Origin of the sequence: Limnospira sp. (assembly GCF_051859755.1) — a bacterium.
Classification (GTDB): Bacteria; Cyanobacteriota; Cyanobacteriia; order Cyanobacteriales; family Microcoleaceae; genus Limnospira; species Limnospira fusiformis.
Genome location: NZ_JBIMLI010000122.1, coordinates 1 through 16085, shown reverse-complemented (window position 1 = coordinate 16085; position 16085 = coordinate 1). Strand labels below are relative to the sequence as shown.

General features: G+C 45.8%; 14 protein-coding genes and 1 pseudogene. 9 read left to right on the top strand and 6 right to left on the bottom strand.

Features of this window, described 5'->3' with window-relative positions; genetic code table 11:
• The 4 genes and pseudogenes from ACTIE0_RS18265 to ACTIE0_RS18250 form a co-directional block, all read left to right on the top strand.
• The coding region (locus ACTIE0_RS18265; RefSeq protein WP_439516949.1) for a transposase at positions 1 to 478 on the top strand (478 nt) is incomplete at its 5' end.
• Positions 442 to 729: pseudogene (locus ACTIE0_RS18260) on the top strand (zinc ribbon domain-containing protein); the annotation flags it as partial. The gene ACTIE0_RS18265 and the pseudogene ACTIE0_RS18260, both read left to right, overlap by 37 nt.
• Positions 730 to 782: 53 nt before the next feature.
• Positions 783 to 1544 carry a response regulator transcription factor RpaB gene (gene rpaB, locus ACTIE0_RS18255; RefSeq protein ID WP_006621368.1) on the top strand — a complete coding sequence of 254 codons (762 nt, stop codon included), beginning with the start codon at positions 783 to 785 and terminating at the stop codon, positions 1542 to 1544.
• 133 nt (positions 1545 to 1677) lie between these two features.
• Positions 1678 to 3546, top strand: coding sequence for a glycoside hydrolase family 9 protein (locus ACTIE0_RS18250; RefSeq protein WP_006670090.1), 1869 nt, complete (start codon positions 1678 to 1680; stop codon positions 3544 to 3546).
• 74 nt (positions 3547 to 3620) lie between these two features.
• Here ACTIE0_RS18250 and purH read toward each other — a convergent pair whose 3' ends face one another.
• The 3 genes from purH to tkt all read right to left on the bottom strand — a co-directional run bounded on the left by purH (position 3621) and on the right by tkt (position 8131).
• Positions 3621 to 5168 carry a bifunctional phosphoribosylaminoimidazolecarboxamide formyltransferase/IMP cyclohydrolase gene (gene purH / locus ACTIE0_RS18245; RefSeq protein ID WP_006621370.1) on the bottom strand — a complete coding sequence of 516 codons (1548 nt, stop codon included), beginning with the start codon at positions 5166 to 5168 and terminating at the stop codon, positions 3621 to 3623.
• Positions 5169 to 5313: 145 nt separating this feature from the next.
• Positions 5314 to 5823 (bottom strand): ribonuclease HI, encoded by a 510-nt coding sequence (rnhA, locus tag ACTIE0_RS18240; RefSeq protein WP_006621371.1) that lies wholly within the window; start codon positions 5821 to 5823, stop codon positions 5314 to 5316.
• A gap of 298 nt (positions 5824 to 6121) precedes the next feature.
• Positions 6122 to 8131, bottom strand: coding sequence for a transketolase (gene tkt, locus ACTIE0_RS18235; RefSeq protein WP_006670091.1), 2010 nt, complete (start codon positions 8129 to 8131; stop codon positions 6122 to 6124).
• A 292-nt stretch (positions 8132 to 8423) separates the two neighbouring features.
• On the opposite strand from tkt, the gene ACTIE0_RS18230 reads away from it, so the two are divergent.
• A complete protein-coding gene (locus ACTIE0_RS18230) occupies positions 8424 to 8738 on the top strand; it encodes a hypothetical protein (RefSeq protein WP_006670092.1) in 315 nt (104 codons plus the stop codon).
• 17 nt (positions 8739 to 8755) lie between these two features.
• The gene (locus ACTIE0_RS18225) at positions 8756 to 9394 is read left to right on the top strand and encodes a transaldolase family protein (protein WP_006670093.1); all 639 of its coding nucleotides are present in this window, start codon (positions 8756 to 8758) and stop codon (positions 9392 to 9394) included.
• A 37-nt stretch (positions 9395 to 9431) separates the two neighbouring features.
• On the opposite strand, the gene ACTIE0_RS18220 is transcribed toward ACTIE0_RS18225, so the two are convergent.
• The 3 genes from ACTIE0_RS18220 to ACTIE0_RS18210 form a co-directional block, all read right to left on the bottom strand.
• Positions 9432 to 11021, bottom strand: a complete 1590-nt coding sequence (locus ACTIE0_RS18220) for a polysaccharide deacetylase family protein (RefSeq protein ID WP_006670094.1) — start codon at positions 11019 to 11021, stop codon at positions 9432 to 9434.
• A 106-nt stretch (positions 11022 to 11127) separates the two neighbouring features.
• Positions 11128 to 11511, bottom strand: a complete 384-nt coding sequence (locus ACTIE0_RS18215) for a thioredoxin family protein (protein ID WP_006621376.1) — start codon at positions 11509 to 11511, stop codon at positions 11128 to 11130.
• Positions 11512 to 11559: 48 nt separating this feature from the next.
• Entirely contained in the window at positions 11560 to 12273 is a 714-nt protein-coding gene (locus tag ACTIE0_RS18210) for an NnrU family protein (RefSeq protein ID WP_006670095.1), read from the bottom strand.
• Between the two features lie 122 nt (positions 12274 to 12395).
• Here ACTIE0_RS18210 and ACTIE0_RS18205 point away from each other — a divergent pair, with 122 nt between their 5' ends.
• The 3 genes from ACTIE0_RS18205 (at position 12396) to ACTIE0_RS18195 (ending at position 15898) form a co-directional block, all read left to right on the top strand.
• The gene (locus ACTIE0_RS18205; protein ID WP_006621378.1) at positions 12396 to 13391 is read left to right on the top strand and encodes a LysR family transcriptional regulator; all 996 of its coding nucleotides are present in this window, start codon (positions 12396 to 12398) and stop codon (positions 13389 to 13391) included.
• Positions 13392 to 13452: 61 nt separating this feature from the next.
• Entirely contained in the window at positions 13453 to 14391 is a 939-nt protein-coding gene (locus tag ACTIE0_RS18200) for a LysR family transcriptional regulator (RefSeq protein WP_006670096.1), read from the top strand.
• A gap of 88 nt (positions 14392 to 14479) precedes the next feature.
• Positions 14480 to 15898 carry a serine/threonine-protein kinase gene (locus tag ACTIE0_RS18195; protein ID WP_006670097.1) on the top strand — a complete coding sequence of 473 codons (1419 nt, stop codon included), beginning with the start codon at positions 14480 to 14482 and terminating at the stop codon, positions 15896 to 15898.
• Positions 15899 to 16085 lie beyond the last annotated feature (187 nt).

Here is a 16085-nt window from a genome sequence, read left to right as displayed (position 1 = left end):
TATAGCCCAACAAACTCTTAAAGTAGTCGATCGCACTTTTCGGAGCTTCTACCGTTTGAGCCAGGCCCTCAAAGAGGGGACCTTTCCACAGAAAGTTAGACTCCCTGACTATCTGCCCAAAGACGGTTATTTTGTCCTGATTATGCCGAGGGTTCAAATCAAGGACGGAAAGTTTAGAGTTCCCGTGTCTCGCGACTTGGGCAACTTGCGGGGCGAAATTTGGATTCCTTTCCCGGAAAGAATCGCTCCCGATACTCTCCAGGAAGTTCGGATTCACCCTCGATATAATGCCCGTTTTTTTGAAGTCGAGTTTATTTACGAGGTGGAAGAAACTCCCGTTCCCACGGAACCCGATACGGCTCTAGCGATCGATATGGGACTGGACAATCTGGCTACTTGCGTCAATACCAACGGGGCATCCTTTATCGTGGATGGCAAAAAGCGGACGCCTCATTTTATGAGTTCCGTCGTCAACTAGGTTACAAGGCAGAACGTTATGGTTCAAAGTTGATTATTGCCGATAGATTTTATCCATCCAGTCAACTGTGTTCTAATTGCGGTTATCGTCAAAAAATGCCCCTAGTCCGTCGGACTTTTGAATGTCCAAACTGTGGCCTGAAGATTGATAGAGATTTGAACGCCAGTATAAATTTAGAAAAATCGCCTGGTTCCGACGATTACACTTGTGGACGGGGTGCTGCCGACAGTCCCGGACGAAGCAAGAAATAAACATCAAGATCCGGCTATGTCCGGTTTTGTTTAAGTTTTATAGAGCAGTAAACATGACCATAAAAGCACGAGTTGACGAACGGCGCAATCCTGAAAAAATCCTCATTGCCGATGATGAATCTGCAATTCGACGTATTTTGACAACCCGTCTGTCAATGGTCGGTTACAGTGTTGTCGCAGCAGCAGATGGTTTACAAGCTATTGAAATGTTCGATCGCGAAAGTCCAGACCTGGTAGTTTTGGATGTGATGATGCCAAGGCTTAACGGTTATGGGGTTTGTCAAAAAATTCGAGCGATTTCTGATATCCCCATCATTATGTTAACCGCCTTGGGAGATGTCGCCGATCGCATCACTGGTTTAGAATTGGGGGCTGATGATTACTTAACTAAACCCTTTTCTCCCAAAGAATTGGAAGCCCGCATTCATGCTATCCTGCGTCGGTTCAAAGATAACGCATCTTCCCATGATCTAAGTCCTGAAGTTATCCAAGTTGACACCCTCCGCATTGACACCATTAAACGACGGGTTTACAAAGGCGATAAATTGTTGCCCCTAACATATATCGAGTTTAACTTGCTCGAACTGTTGTTTAAGCGATCGGGTGAGGCGGTTTCTCGTTCGGAAATTCTGCAACAATTGTGGGGTTACACCCCCCGCCGCATTGCTGATATGCGCGTTGTTGATGTTCATGTGGCTCGCCTACGAGCTAAAATTGAGACTGATCAGCGTAACCCGGAGTATATTCTCACGGTTCGCGGTATTGGCTACTCTTCCCAGCGACTCGCAGCAGTGGAAGAAGCAATTGGCGCATAATTAATATCAATCCCCGAAAAGAAAATCAATTTGAATAAAACTTAACAATAACCCATTCTGGCCATATCATAACCAGGGTGGGCTTTAATTTCGAGAAGTGATAAGATCGAATTAGGGTGAATTGGTGAGCTAAATGCTAAGGTGGTTTGTCTGTTTCCTGCTAACTATTGCTTTGATAGTAGTCATCAGCGATGCTGACCCTTCGAGTCAGCCCAATATCAGAGCTGATATAAAACCCGGACAATATATCAAAGTTGATCAGTTTGGCTATCGTCCCCAGGATCATAAAGTCGCTGTAATTACTACTCCCGAAGTGGGTTTTAATGCCCAGGAATCGTTCTCACCAGGAACTACCTACGAAGTTTGGGATGCTAATTCTCATCAACAAGTTTATGGGGGTCAAATTCAGCCTTGGTTGGATGGTAACATTCATTATCAATCAGGCGATCGCGCTTGGTGGTTTGACTTTTCCCCGGTCAATAAACCCGGCTCCTATTATATCATAGATTCCGAAAATCAACAACGTTCTTTTGAATTTGAGATTAGGGATGATGTCTATAAACAGGTTCTGATAACTGCTATGCGTACCTTTTTTTATCAGCGTAGTGGCTTTCCTAAACAACCCCCTTATGCTGACCCTAGATGGACTGATGGTGCGGCTTTTTTAGGACCCGGACAGGATACAGAAGCTCGCTATATTTATGACCCAGATAATCCGGCTTTAGCTCGCGATATGCGTGGCGGTTGGTTTGATGCGGGAGATACTAATAAATATGTAACTTTTGCGACTCCGGTAATTCATCAACTTTTGGATGCTTACTCCCACAATCGGGAGATTTGGACTGATGATTTTAACATTCCCGAATCGGGGAATAATCTCCCAGATATTATAGATGAAATTAAGTATGAAATTGATTGGTTAAAACGGATGCAGGATGATGATGGGGGAGTGTTTATTAAACTGGGTACGATTGATCATAATAATCCAGAGCTTCCTAGTCTTGATAAACGTCCCCGTTATTATGCTCCTAAATGTTCTTCTGCTAGTATCTCGACGGCGGGAATGTTCGCCCATACGGCGTTAGTTTTTCGGGAATTTCCGCCTCTGAAGGACTATGCAGAAGACCTGCAAAATAGAGCGATCGCTGCTTGGGACTGGTTTCAATCTAACCCAAAACGGACTGATTGTGATTCCCAGACGATTAAATCTGGGGATGCAGATAGAACCGAACGGGAACAAAAAGGGACAACTGTAACGGCGGCGGTTTATTTATTACAACTGACCGGAGACACCAAATATAATCAATATATAAGTGCCAATTTAACGGAAACTCAACCCTTTAAAGATGATACTTGGTCGAGGTATAACCCCCATGAAGGGGATGCCCTATTATTATACACTAAACTAGCCAATGGCGATAAAAATATCCAACAACAAATAAGCGATCGCTTTCGGGAAATGGTGCTAAGTAATAAGGCCTCCTACGGTAATTCTGACCTCGACCCCTACCGTGCTTATATGAGCGACCCTCAATATCATTGGGGTAGTAACCTAGTGGAATCCAACTATGGTAATACCAACTACGATGTCTTGTTGTATGAGGTAGACCCAGACCACGCGGACAGCTATAAAATCCGAGCCTTAGACCATCTCCATTATCTCCACGGTGTCAACCCATTAAGCATGGTTTATTTAAGCAATATGTATGAATACGGAGCGGAAAAATCCGCTAACAAAATGTATCATCAGTGGTTCGGCGGCGGCATTTATGATCATGCTTTAAACTCTCCCAGCGGTCCGGCTCCTGGCTATTTAGTAGGGGGACCAAATCAATATTATACTGGTTCATCTAAACCCCCTGTTGGTGAGCCTCCCATGAAGGCATATTTTGATGAAAATGACCCCCGCCAAAAAGCCTGGGAAATTACGGAGCCTGCTATTTATTATCAAAGTGGCTATATCAAACTTTTGTCTAACTTTGTCAGTTCCCCTAGCCAGTAAATTCCCTCACGCCTAACCCCTCCCCATTGTTGGGAGAGGGGAGTTTAGATGTACATCAATGGGGAATGGCTATTTTAATGGAGAAAATGACGCATTCCGGTGATTACCATGACCAGACCTAATTCATTAGCGGCATTAATGGAATCTTGATCTCGCATACTGCCGCCGGGTTGAACAATAGCCTCAATACCAGCAGCAGCAGCGGTCCTTACTGAGTCATCAAAGGGGAAGAAACCATCACTAGCAAGGAATCCGCCCTTAGCATCTTCTCCGGCTAGTTCTAGGGCAATTTTAGCGGCTCCTACGCGATTCATTTGTCCGGCTCCCACCCCTAGAGTTGTGCGGTTTTTGGTGACAACGATCGCATTAGATTTAACGTGCTTGGCAATTTTCCAAGCAAACAATAACTCAGCCAATTGTGCCGAGGTAGGTTTCTTTTCGGTGACTAATTGCCAATGGTCAGGGATATCGATTTCATCATCACAGGTCTGCACCAAAAAACCCCCAGCAATTAGCTTAATAGTTTCCTTGGGACCAGAAACTAAATCGGGCAAAATCAACACCCGCAAATTAGCCTTTTTCCTGAGAATAGCCTCGGCTTCTGGTTCACAACCGGGGGCGACAATACACTCTAAAAAAGTTTTGGTCATGGCTGTAGCGGTCGCCGCATCAATGGGACGGTTGAGCGCAACAATACCCCCAAAAGCAGAAACGGAGTCCGCAGCAAAAGCCCGTTGATAAGCCTCCGATAAACTATTAGCGATCGCCGCCCCACAGGGGTTAGTATGTTTCAGAACAGCCGCCGCCGGTTCATCAGTAAACTCGCAAATAATCCGTCTAGCGGCTTCCAGGTCCACCAAGTTATTGTAACTGAGGGGTTTTCCCTGCAAAATTTTACCCGCCGACCAGCCATTAGGGACAGTTCCGGTTTGATACCAGGCGGCGGGTTGGTGGGGGTTCTCGCCGTAGCGGAGGGCTTGTATTTGGTTTCCGGCGACAGTGTAGGTGGTGGGGAGGGGATTAGTTTCGGTGGTGTTTTGATGTTCTAAATAATTAGCGATCGCCCGATCATAAGCCCCAGTATGACGGAAGGCTTGTAAAGCGCAGCCTTGACGAAATTCTAAACTCGGTTCGCCGCTGCTGTTTCGCATTTCTTGGAGATAGTCCCCATATTGGTTAGGGTGACAAAGGACGGTCAAATGGGCGAAATTTTTAGCAGAAGCCCGCAGTAAGGTAGGGCCACCGATATCAATTTGTTCGATCGCCTCTGGTAGGGTAACGTTTTCGGATGCAATAGTTTGTTCAAACGGGTACAGATTAACCACTACCAGGTCAATAGGGCGGATCTCATGCTGTTGTAATTGTTCCACGTCCTGGGGAATATCCCGACGCGCGAGGATACCGCCATGAATGCGAGGATGCAGGGTTTTGACTCGTCCCCCCAGAATTTCAGGAAATCCGGTATAGTCAGAAACCTTAGTCACAGGTAGTCCCGCCTCTTGGATAGCTTTAGCAGTTCCCCCACTACTAATCAGGTCAAAGCCAAATTCTTCCACAAGCGATCGGGCTAAGTCAATCAGTCCAGTTTTGTCAGATACACTTAATAGGGCTAAACGGGCCATTTTTCCAAGATTTACAAAGCAACTTCCCTATCTTAAAGTCAACAGACCATTCCAGTTCAAGAAACTATAGCCAATTGATTAGCCAATTATCGGCAATTTCTACAGAGTAACCACGAGATTAAATTAAGATTACACTAAGATCACATTAACTCATAGAATCGATGTCTTGAGGTTGGGGTGGGTTTTCGTATCCTGCATCTGGCGGTAAACTATCTCTATGAGTAGCTTCTACAGCAAGACGATCGCAAATTTCATTTTCGCGATCGCCTGCATGACCCTTAACCCAGACAAACCGGACTTGATGTTCCTCGCACAAACCTAATAATTGCGCCCACAAATCGGGATTTTTCGCCCATTCCTTCTGATTACGTCGCCATCCATTCTTTTGCCAACGTTTAGCCCATCCCAGGGTCATAGCATCTACGAGATATTTAGAATCACTATAGAGGGTCACAGAACAGGGAAATTTGAGGGCTCGTAAGGCGGCGATCGCTGCCATCATTTCCATGCGGTTATTAGTAGTTAGTCGGAAGCCTCCCGATATTTCCTTCCGGTGACTACCACACATCAACACAGCCCCATATCCTCCCTTCCCAGGGTTCCCGCTACAGGCTCCGTCCGTATAAATTGTCACCTTAGTTATGCCCATATTCATAATAATTGATTATATAATTTATTCCATCATAAATCATATCATTGTCGGTTTGGTCAGTTCACAATTTATCTAAACCATATCTAAAATATGTATGATTAATCGCTCTGTATAATCTTCCCTGCCCTATTCCATATTTTATCAGTGTTAATCAATCAATACTCACGGGTAGAAATAAAAAAACAAGGGTACAAACAATGTTGCACCCTTGCCGATTAAGACGGTAGGGTGCGTCAGACCGCGAGAATGTTGATGATGAAATGCTGACAAACTCTTCTGACTGACGCACCTAGGTAATTAATTAACCAAGAAGTTCCTTAGCTTTCGCCACCACATTATCAACGGTGAAGCCAAATTTCTCCAATACCACACCGCCAGGAGCAGACGCGCCGAAGGTGTCAATACTGATAGTAGCACCTTCATCAGTCACATAGCGGCACCAGCCAAAGCTAACACCGGCTTCCACCGCCAAACGCTTCTTAACAGAGGCAGGGAAAACGGACTCCTTGTAAGCAGCATCCTGCTTCTCAAACAGTTCCCAACTAGGCATAGAAACCACGCGGACTTTTTTACCCTCTTCCCGGAGTTTAACCGCCGCATCAACACAGAGGTAAGTTTCTCCACCAGTACCAATCAGAATAATATCAGGGGTACCATCACTGTTATCACTAAGGACATAAGCACCCTTAGCCACATTGTCGATGGAACTACCTTCCAGGTTAGGCAGATTTTGGCGAGAGAATGCCATCAAAGTGGGATAGTGACGGTTTTCGATCGCCACCTTATAGGCTCCAGAAGTCTCATTACCATCAGCGGGACGAATGACAGTCAAATCAGGAATCAACCGCAGAGAAGCGATATGTTCAACGGGTTGGTGAGTCGGACCATCTTCACCCAAAGCAATAGAATCATGAGTCATCACCCACAGCACGGGAGCTTCCGACAGAGCCGACAAACGGATAGAATTACGCATATAATCGGTAAACACCAGGAAGGTCGCGCCATAGGGAATCAGACCCGAACGGTGCAGAGCGATACCATTACAAATGGCTCCCATAGCGTGTTCACGCACCCCAAAGCGGAGGTTACGATTTTGGTATTGACCCTTTTGGAAATCTCCCAAACCTTTGAGTAAAGTCTTATTAGAGGGAGCCAAATCAGCAGAACCGCCAACCAATTCAGGAAGGACTCCAGCGATCGCATTTAGAGTCACACCGGACTGGTTACGGGTTGCATCAGCCTTAGTTTCCGGGGTATAGGTAGGCAGAGATTTTTCCCATCCTTCGGGAAGTTTCCCACTCAGCAAGCGTTCGAGAGTCGCCGCCTCTTCAGGATACTTAGATTTGTAGGTTTCCAAAGTGGCTTTCCACTCATCCTCATAATTCGCACCCCGCTCGACTGCTTTGCGGAAATGCTTAATTGCATCATCAGGAATCACAAATTCAGGATAACTCCAACCCAGATGATCGCGGGTAGCCTGTACTTCTGCTTTACCCAAAGCGGCACCATGAACGTCATGGCTGTTAGCTTTGTTAGGAGAACCAAAACCGATGGTGGTGGTAACTTTAATCAAGGAAGGCTGATCAGTGACGGCCTTAGCTTTTTCAATGGCAGTGGCGATCGCCTCCAAATCTGTATTACCATCAGCAACGTGCTGAACGTGCCAGCCATAGGCTTCAAAGCGCTTGGCTACATCTTCTGTGAAAGATATATCCGTAGAGCCATCAATGGAAATATGGTTATCATCATAGAAGGCGATCAGCTTACCGAGGCCCCAGTGTCCCGCCAAAGAACAGGCTTCTCCAGAAATACCCTCCATGTTGCAGCCATCGCCTAGGATGACATAGGTATAGTGGTCTACCACAGTACAATCAGGCTTGTTAAAACGCGCAGCCAGATGAGCCTCAGCCAAAGCCAGACCCACAGCGTTAGCAATACCTTGTCCTAGGGGTCCGGTAGTTACTTCCACCCCTTCGGTGACGTGGTTTTCTGGGTGTCCTGGAGTTTTCGACCCCCACTGACGAAATTGTTTAATATCATCGATGCCGACGCTATCATAGCCCGTCAGATGCAGAAGGGCATAATGTAGCATACAGCCATGACCGGCGGATAGCACAAAGCGATCGCGGTTAAACCATTTAGGGTTTTTGGGGTTATAACGCATAAAGCGATCCCAGAGTACAAAAGCCATCGGGGCCGCACCCATAGGAAGTCCGGGGTGGCCTGAGTTCGCTTTCTCTACTGCGTCAATAGCTAAAAAACGAATTGAGTTAATGCAGAGTTGTTCAAGTGATTGAGTTGCAACAGCCATAGTTGTATTTTTCTATATAATCGCTCTAAAGTGTGAGTGCCGGAGTAGAGAAACCAGATGATAATGGTTCTATTTTCAGAATGGCTCTGGAATCGCCCTCAGACTACATCTGAGATCATCTCATTTTGAGGGACTATCAGGCAAGGGACTTTCTAGTGAATTACCCGACGCTGAATCGAAGATTACAGCCCGGGCTTCCTACCCACCAAACCAGGAGATAGCAGTTTTTACTCTACTATTGGGTCTTACGGTTTGGCGATCGGCTTTCCCCCACGTCCCACAGGTCATCAACATGGAAGTACAAATGCTGGTGTTTGTGTTTAGCTTGGTTGTCGCTATTTACTGCCATGTCGGGTGCATCTATCATACCATCAAGGATGTATCTCATACCATCAACGATGTATCTATCAATTTTGGGGACATCGTAGCTGACCCTATCGGCGTGGCGGCGCGGCTTGTCGGGGGGGGGGTGGTATTTACTCAGCCAAACGGCCAGCGGACCCTACCAGTCTACCCTGGACACATCCCGGAGCGATCGCCACTTGCCATTGTGGTAATTTCCATAGATATTGTCGGAGAGTCTCGGTCAAAACTGGTAATCGGTTAAATTATTAAACAGAAATCATGGCTTTATATCTGGATTCTGCTATTCTGTCGGAAGCTGAAGCAGCTAGTCAATGGGGGTGGGTGAAAGGAGTCACCACTAATCCCACTTTACTGGCTAAAAGTGACCTATCCCCAGAGGCAACTTTAAAAGGACTTAAACAACTGTTCCGGGGGGAGATTTACTATCAGTTAACTGCCTTAGATTTTGAGAATATGCTGGAGGAGGCTTGGGCAGCTTATAATATTTTGGGAGAACAAACAGTTTTAAAAGTTCCAGCCACTAGCTTAGGCTTTCAAGTAGTGGCTCATCTATCGCCTAAAATTGCCTGTTCTGTGACGGGGATTTATAGTGCATATCAAGCGGCTGTCGCCCAAGAAGCGGGGGCAAAATATGCGATCGCTTATGTCAACCGCGCCACCAGATTTTTAGGAGATGGAATCACCCTAGTTAAAGATATGGCTGAAATTCTCGCCGGAAGTGAAACCAAAATTCTCGCCGCCAGCATCAAGTCCCCAGAGGAAGCCGTCGCCACTCTCAAAGCTGGTGCTTATCACCTCACCCTACCCTTGGATATTCTGCAATCTTTAACCACCCATGAACTCTCCAATAAAACTGTACAAGAATTTCACCAAAATGGTCGTGGTTTACTCAGTTAATCGGCTAGGGTACAGCCCTCACCCAGAGGGCGTTACATTATCTTCGGTTAGCGTGAGATACTCCTACTGTACCGCAAAAATTATCGGCAGAAAATTGAGGATTATTAACCCCCAAACCCGATAAATCACTAGATATTAAAGCCGTGTCAACTGACTCGTTAGCCGACCATTTGGGAAAGTCACCTTTTTGATAGGTAGCAATTTGTTCTGGGGTGAGTAAATCCATAAAATCCGCCAATTCTCGATAGGTGATACATTTAACTTCTGGCTGACCACAAACGGCTTCAGCAAAGCGAAACATAGCATTCCAATAAGCGCCATTATTCCAGGCGGAAAAATGATGACCGATGTGAATAGGGGCGCGATTTCCTGTATAGTTAGCTTGAAAATAGTTTAGATAGGTTTGGAAAGTATCTTCTTCGTAGAATTGAGCATTAGCAGGGTTAGGCTTGGCTTGAGAATGAGCATAATAAAAATTATAGTCCATTGACAAGACATTTTTACGGGTTTTAGCGGTAGTTAAACTAGCGAGGGGGAAATTCCAGATGCCGTTTTGTTTTTGTGGCCAGTAGTTAGATTGAGCGACTTTACTGGTATCATAACGAAAACCTTTTTTTTGTAGGGTTTGATATAAACCAGGACCCTGACCCAATTCGGGGGCGCGAAATCCTTGAATGGCGGTTTTGTCAAAGGCGAGACTACCTTCTAGGTTATTAATTTGGTGGGATTGAAAAATAAACTTATCAAAATAGTTAAATTCTCGCGTCCAGTCCGCCTCAGTCCAGCGACTACCATTAAAATGACCTACTGCATGGGAGGCAATTTCATGACCTTCTTGATAGGCTAAATTTAGCTGTTCTAGGCGTTGTTTAACTTCTGGTGGGGTTCCTCCCCAACCGATCGCCGAATGACCGACCCGGTGACCGCCAGGTGGTTGATAAAGTTGGCGATCGCCAGTATTGACAAAATAGACAGCACTGATAAAATAAGTAAAGCGGAGGGGGATATTTTGAGCAGCCTTATCTTTAGCAAAGTGGCGAGATTTTTTCCATGCTTCCAGGGAACGGGAACCGTCAAAAGCCAGCAAGACAAATTGAGGAGGGCGACTAGGGAGATTAATCAAGCCTGCTTGACGAATTAAACTTAATAAAAAATGTGAATCCCAACGATTAGATAAGCAGGAATTACCGCCGCCTTCTTGTTGACAAGCAGTAATTAAATCTTGAGGAAACGGCCCCAATGAGTCATTGGCTTCCATACAATAACCAGTAATGGCGTTAAGATGAGAACCATAGGGACAGATATTATTTCCGTATGCTTGGCGAAATAATGTTTCTGACCATTGGTGATTAAAACAGGCGGAACCGCCGCCCCATTGGAGGCATTTATTAATCATGTTTTGGGTGATAGGTCCGGCAGCCATCTCACCATTAGAGCAGAAAAAGCCGCCCTGCTGATTAACGGTTTTTAGTTCCCATTTAACTGGGGTTTCTGGGTTGTTATGGGGTACAGTTGATGGGGATATAGGGGATAAATCAGATGATAAATTATTGACATTGTGGCAGGCAGTCAGGACAAATAAGAGGCTAAAACCGGATAAAGTTTTGGGAAACAGAGGGGTAAACATAACGCAATTGAATCTCACCTTCAAGAAAAAAACCGGATTTCCGATAGCCATGTATAAGAAACCCGGTTAAATTTGTTTCGACAAATTGTAGATTTTGACAACCCCATTAGGCTTCCAACTGGAGATATTCAGGGGTTTTCAAAGGACGGGTGTAGCAGTCATGTTGATAGTTAAGCATGAAACCATTAAGGGTATTGAGTAGGTCTTCGCGTCTGAGTAAGTGTTCAATGCGGTAGAGTGGTTCTCCTTGATTAAAGAGAATTAGGGTAGGTAGATTCTGAAGTCGATAGGTACTGGCCAGCTTTAAATTCTGGTCAGCATTAATACCAAATACCTGAACCTGACCTGTCCACTGTGTCTGGAACTGTTCCAATTGTGGGACAATAAGTTTGCACAGGCCGCACCAGGGAGCCCAGAAGTGAACGAGAATAGGTGTAGAAGCACTCAAGACCTCTTTGGAAAATTGCTGCTCACTGACCGATAAAAGCATGATGGCTCTAAATTTTATTAACGAACATTTTATATCTCTGGGATCATGCTACCAGCCTACGTTACCTGTGACACGAATTAATAGTGGATGAGCTTTCCAAAGTAGGATAATGAAAACCCCAACCCCCAGATAAGCGGGACGGAGGAATTCCTGTATAACGAGGGTTTGCCGTCCCTGGATAATTGCCAAAAAGGGAATTACGGAGGTTTGGGATTTGAGGGTTTCAAAGGATTCGCCAAAACGGGCTTGTAAACGCCGATCGCCGTGCCAGACTCCAAAAAGGTGATGTAAAACCAAACCAATGGAGGTGACGAGGGTAAAGGTGGTACCAATCCAGAGAGTATGGGCAATACACCAGATCACCTGTCCGACCATTTGGGGATGTCGGGTAATACGGATAATGCCAGTTTGATGAAGATGGACTTCTGGTTTAGCGATCGCAGCAATTTCCAGTAGATTGAAAGTAGAGGGGTATAAAAACAGAAAGGAGATAGCCGAGAGGACCCAAACGATAGGTTTAACGGCGGGTACACCCTGAACTTGCCAGAGTTGTAGGCCATCATAGCGGTGATTAAAGAAATAGATAATCAAGACCACAGCCAGGGATAAACTGACGAGGGCGAAAAAAATGCGATACAACCGGGGACCGATGACCTGTTCGACAACAGGGCGGAGGGCGGCTAGACCACTATGGGCGATCGCAAAGCATAGAAGTAGCCCCACCATAACAAAATGGCTAAGACTGAGCCATTGATCAGACATTTTGACCTCTTCAACGGATAATAAAGTTAGCTCCAATACAGATCATCTCGCAGTATGCTCAAAGAAGACGATCCTCAGCTACCTAATTCTCGGATCTTTTGTCTGCCGATGAGGTTAACACCATGTCCGATCTTCCATTCACTTTAGATCAGTTACGCATTTTGCAAGCGATCGCTTCCGAGGGAAGTTTCAAGCGAGCCGCCGATCGCCTATATGTATCCCAACCTGCGGTCAGCTTGCAAGTGCAGAACCTGGAACGCCAATTAAATGTACCCTTATTTGATCGGGGAGGTCGTCGCGCCCAACTGACAGAAGCGGGTCATCTATTATTGAGTTATGGGGAAAAAGTGCTTTCCCTGTGTCAGGAAACCTGTCGTGCGCTAGAAGACTTACAAAACCTGCAAGGAGGAACCCTAATTGTCGGTGCTTCCCAAACTACGGGAACCTATTTGCTACCTCGGATGATTGGGATGTTTCGCTCCAAATATCCCGAAGTAGCGGTACAACTTCATGTTCACTCTACCCGTCGCACGGCTTGGAGTGTGGTGAATGGACAAATTGATTTAGCGATCGTCGGGGGGGAGATCTCCCCGGAATTGGCGCAATCATTAGAGGTAATTCCTTTCGCAGAAGATGAACTAGCTCTAATTATGTCGGTTTCCCATCCCCTCGCGACACAGGAAATTATCGAACATGATGATTTATACGAGTTGAAGTTTATCAGCCTTGATGCTCAATCGACTATCCGCAAAGTGATTGACCAGGTATTGAGTCGGTCTGGGATTGATACCAGTCGCCTCAAAATCGAAATGGAACTAAGTTCTATTGAAGCGATCAAAAATGCGGTGCAGTCTGGTTTGGGGGTGGCCTTTGTTTCCACATCCGCCATTGAGAAAGAGTTACAAATGGGAGTATTGCAAATTCCTAAAATTGATCGAGTCACCATCACACGGATGTTATCAGTGATTTATAACCCTAATCGCTATAGATCAAAAGCAGCATCTGCATTCATGCAGGAGATTTTACCCAATTTCTCTAGTACACAACTCCCACCGGAAAACTTAGAGATTTCTGTTGTGGAGGTTAACGAAGCGACCTCAGAACAGATGCCCTTGTAGTCTGTAGTGGGGGGTTCGACTTCCAACACACTAGCACATCGAATAGCACTTTTATTTACTGATGTCAGACGTTCCGTTTACCCTGGATCAATTACGAATTCTCAAGGCGATCGCCTCTGAAGGGAGTTTTAAAAGAGCCGCCGATAGTCTCTATGTCTCCCAACCTGCGATCAGCCTACAAGTACAGAATTTAGAGCGACAATTAAATGTTCCCCTGTTCGATCGCGCTGGTCGTCGCGCTAAACTTACCGAAGCCGGACATTTACTGATTAGTTATGGGGAAAAGATACTTTCCCTATGTCAAGAAACCTGTCGTGCGATCGAAGACTTACAAAACCTACAAGGGGGAACCCTAATTGTCGGTGCTTCCCAGACTACCGGAACCTATCTCCTACCGGGGATGATTGGGATGTTTCGGCAAAAATACCCAGATGTGGCCGTGCAACTTCATGTCCACTCTACCCGTCGCACCGCTTGGAGTGTTGCTAACGGACAAATTGACTTAGCCATCATTGGGGGAAAGATCCCGCCGGAATTGCAGGACTGTCTCAAGGTTCAGCCTTATATTGAGGATGAACTAGCCCTGGTTTTACCTGTATTTCACCCCTTGGCTGAAAAAGACTTTATTCAAAAGGAAGACCTGTATAACCTAAAGTTTATCGCCCTAGATGCTCAATCGACTATTCGCAAGGTGATTGATCAAGTCCTCAGTCGCTATGATATTGATCCGCGTCGCTTACGGATAGAAATGGAACTTAACTCCATTGAGGCTATTAAAAATACTGTACAAGCCGGACTGGGAGCCGCTTTTGTTTCTACCTCGGCTATTGAAAAAGAGATCCAAATGGGGATGCTGCATCGGGCTACCATTGATTCAGTAACGGTTAAACGGATGTTATCAGTAATTGTTAATCCTAATCGCTATCAATCCAAAGCCGCCGAAGCCTTCAGCCGTGAGATCTTACCCCTATTTTCTCATTCTGATCCGCAGATTAATTGACCATCAGGTGCATTTTTGCCAAAATCCTAGGGTAGCCGCACTTTTTTAGTGAAAATAAACTCAGGCGATAAGCCCAACCTAACTTCCGATGAAAATCTACTGTACTCGCCCCGGTTGTCCCAAGCCAGAAAACTTATATCCTGACCTTGATGATCATGCCAACCTCAAAACAGTACAACAGAAGTATTGTATCACCTGCGGTATGCCCCTGATTTTAGATGGGCGCTACCTCACGGAACGTCTATTGGGTCAGGGGGGGTTTGGGGCGGCGTTTTTGGCGCGCGATCGCCGATCGCCAAGTTTACGCACCTGTGTTGTTAAGCAGTTTCTCCCCGCCGGAGACTTGGACCCCCAACAATTAGCGATCGCCCAAGGATTATTTGAACGGGAAGCCCAGGTTCTCGATCGCCTCGGACACCAACATCCTCAAATCCCCAATTTGTTAGCCTATTTTCCCCTGGAAGCAACAGGTTGGCAAACTCGCACCCCTCAGCAATTTTTCTATCTAGTTCAAGAATATATCGACGGTCAGAACCTGGAACAGGAACTATCAAGCCGGGGTCCGTTTTCGGAAACGGAAGTGCTGGAAGTAATGCGGGAAATTCTGAATATCCTGGAATTTGTCCACGGGGAAGATGTCATCCACCGCGATATTAAGCCCTCTAATATTATGCGCGATCGCTCTGGCACTCTCCATTTGCTCGATTTTGGCGCGGTTAAGGAAGTCACCCAAGCACCAGGAAATAAATCCACCGGAATCTATTCTGCCGGATTTGCTCCCCCAGAACAAATGCGAGGTCGCAGTGTATATCCATCTACCGATTTATATGCTTTGGCGGTCACAGCAATTATGTTATTAACAGCCAAAGACCCTGAAGATTTGTTTGATAACTACAGCAATGCTTGGATTTGGAAAGATCAGGTGACAATTTCTGATTCCCTGGCTAATATTCTTGACCGGATGTTACAACCTACCCCTAGCGATCGCTTTGGAGCCGCTACCGAGGTATTAACAGCCCTCAATGCCATGATATCGCCGCCACCGCCACCGCCACCTCCTCCCGTAGTTCCTGCGCCTTCTGTAACTCCTCAAAGCGCCCCAGTGTCCGCACCAGTAGCTACTCAAATTCAACCGCCAACCCCCACCCTCAGGCGGCCTTTTTCCATCCTGGAAATTCTAGCCTCAGCAGCATTTACCGGCTTTGAGGGGGGATTACTGGTGATGGTGTTGTGGTCGTTGTTAGATACAATACCTTTGATTTTGGGGATTGCTGGCTTCCTGTTAGCGGGGTTACTATTAGCTCAAGTGCGCCGTTGGGTAGAAAAATGGGATCTGCTGATTATTGCTGGGATATCTTTTGCGATCATTTTTTGGGTTGGCACTGGACCCGGTAATCTTGAAGTTACCCAGGTCATCATTTTACCAATATTGACAGCACTATCAGCCGTCGCCGTAACTGCCCTATTTCGTCTAATTTACGGGATTCTCAAACGGCTCATTTCTTGAGTTGAACTACAACAAAAACGGGATTGGAGCCAGAATTTAATCCAAGATTTGCTTGACATCTTATGACAATAAGGTACAATACCCCCAAAGATTCGCAACTCAATAATGAGTATACGGTCAAACCCCAGACCATGCCAAATTTCCCTGACGACATACTCATCAAGTTGGATTCTTCATGGTAAAATCC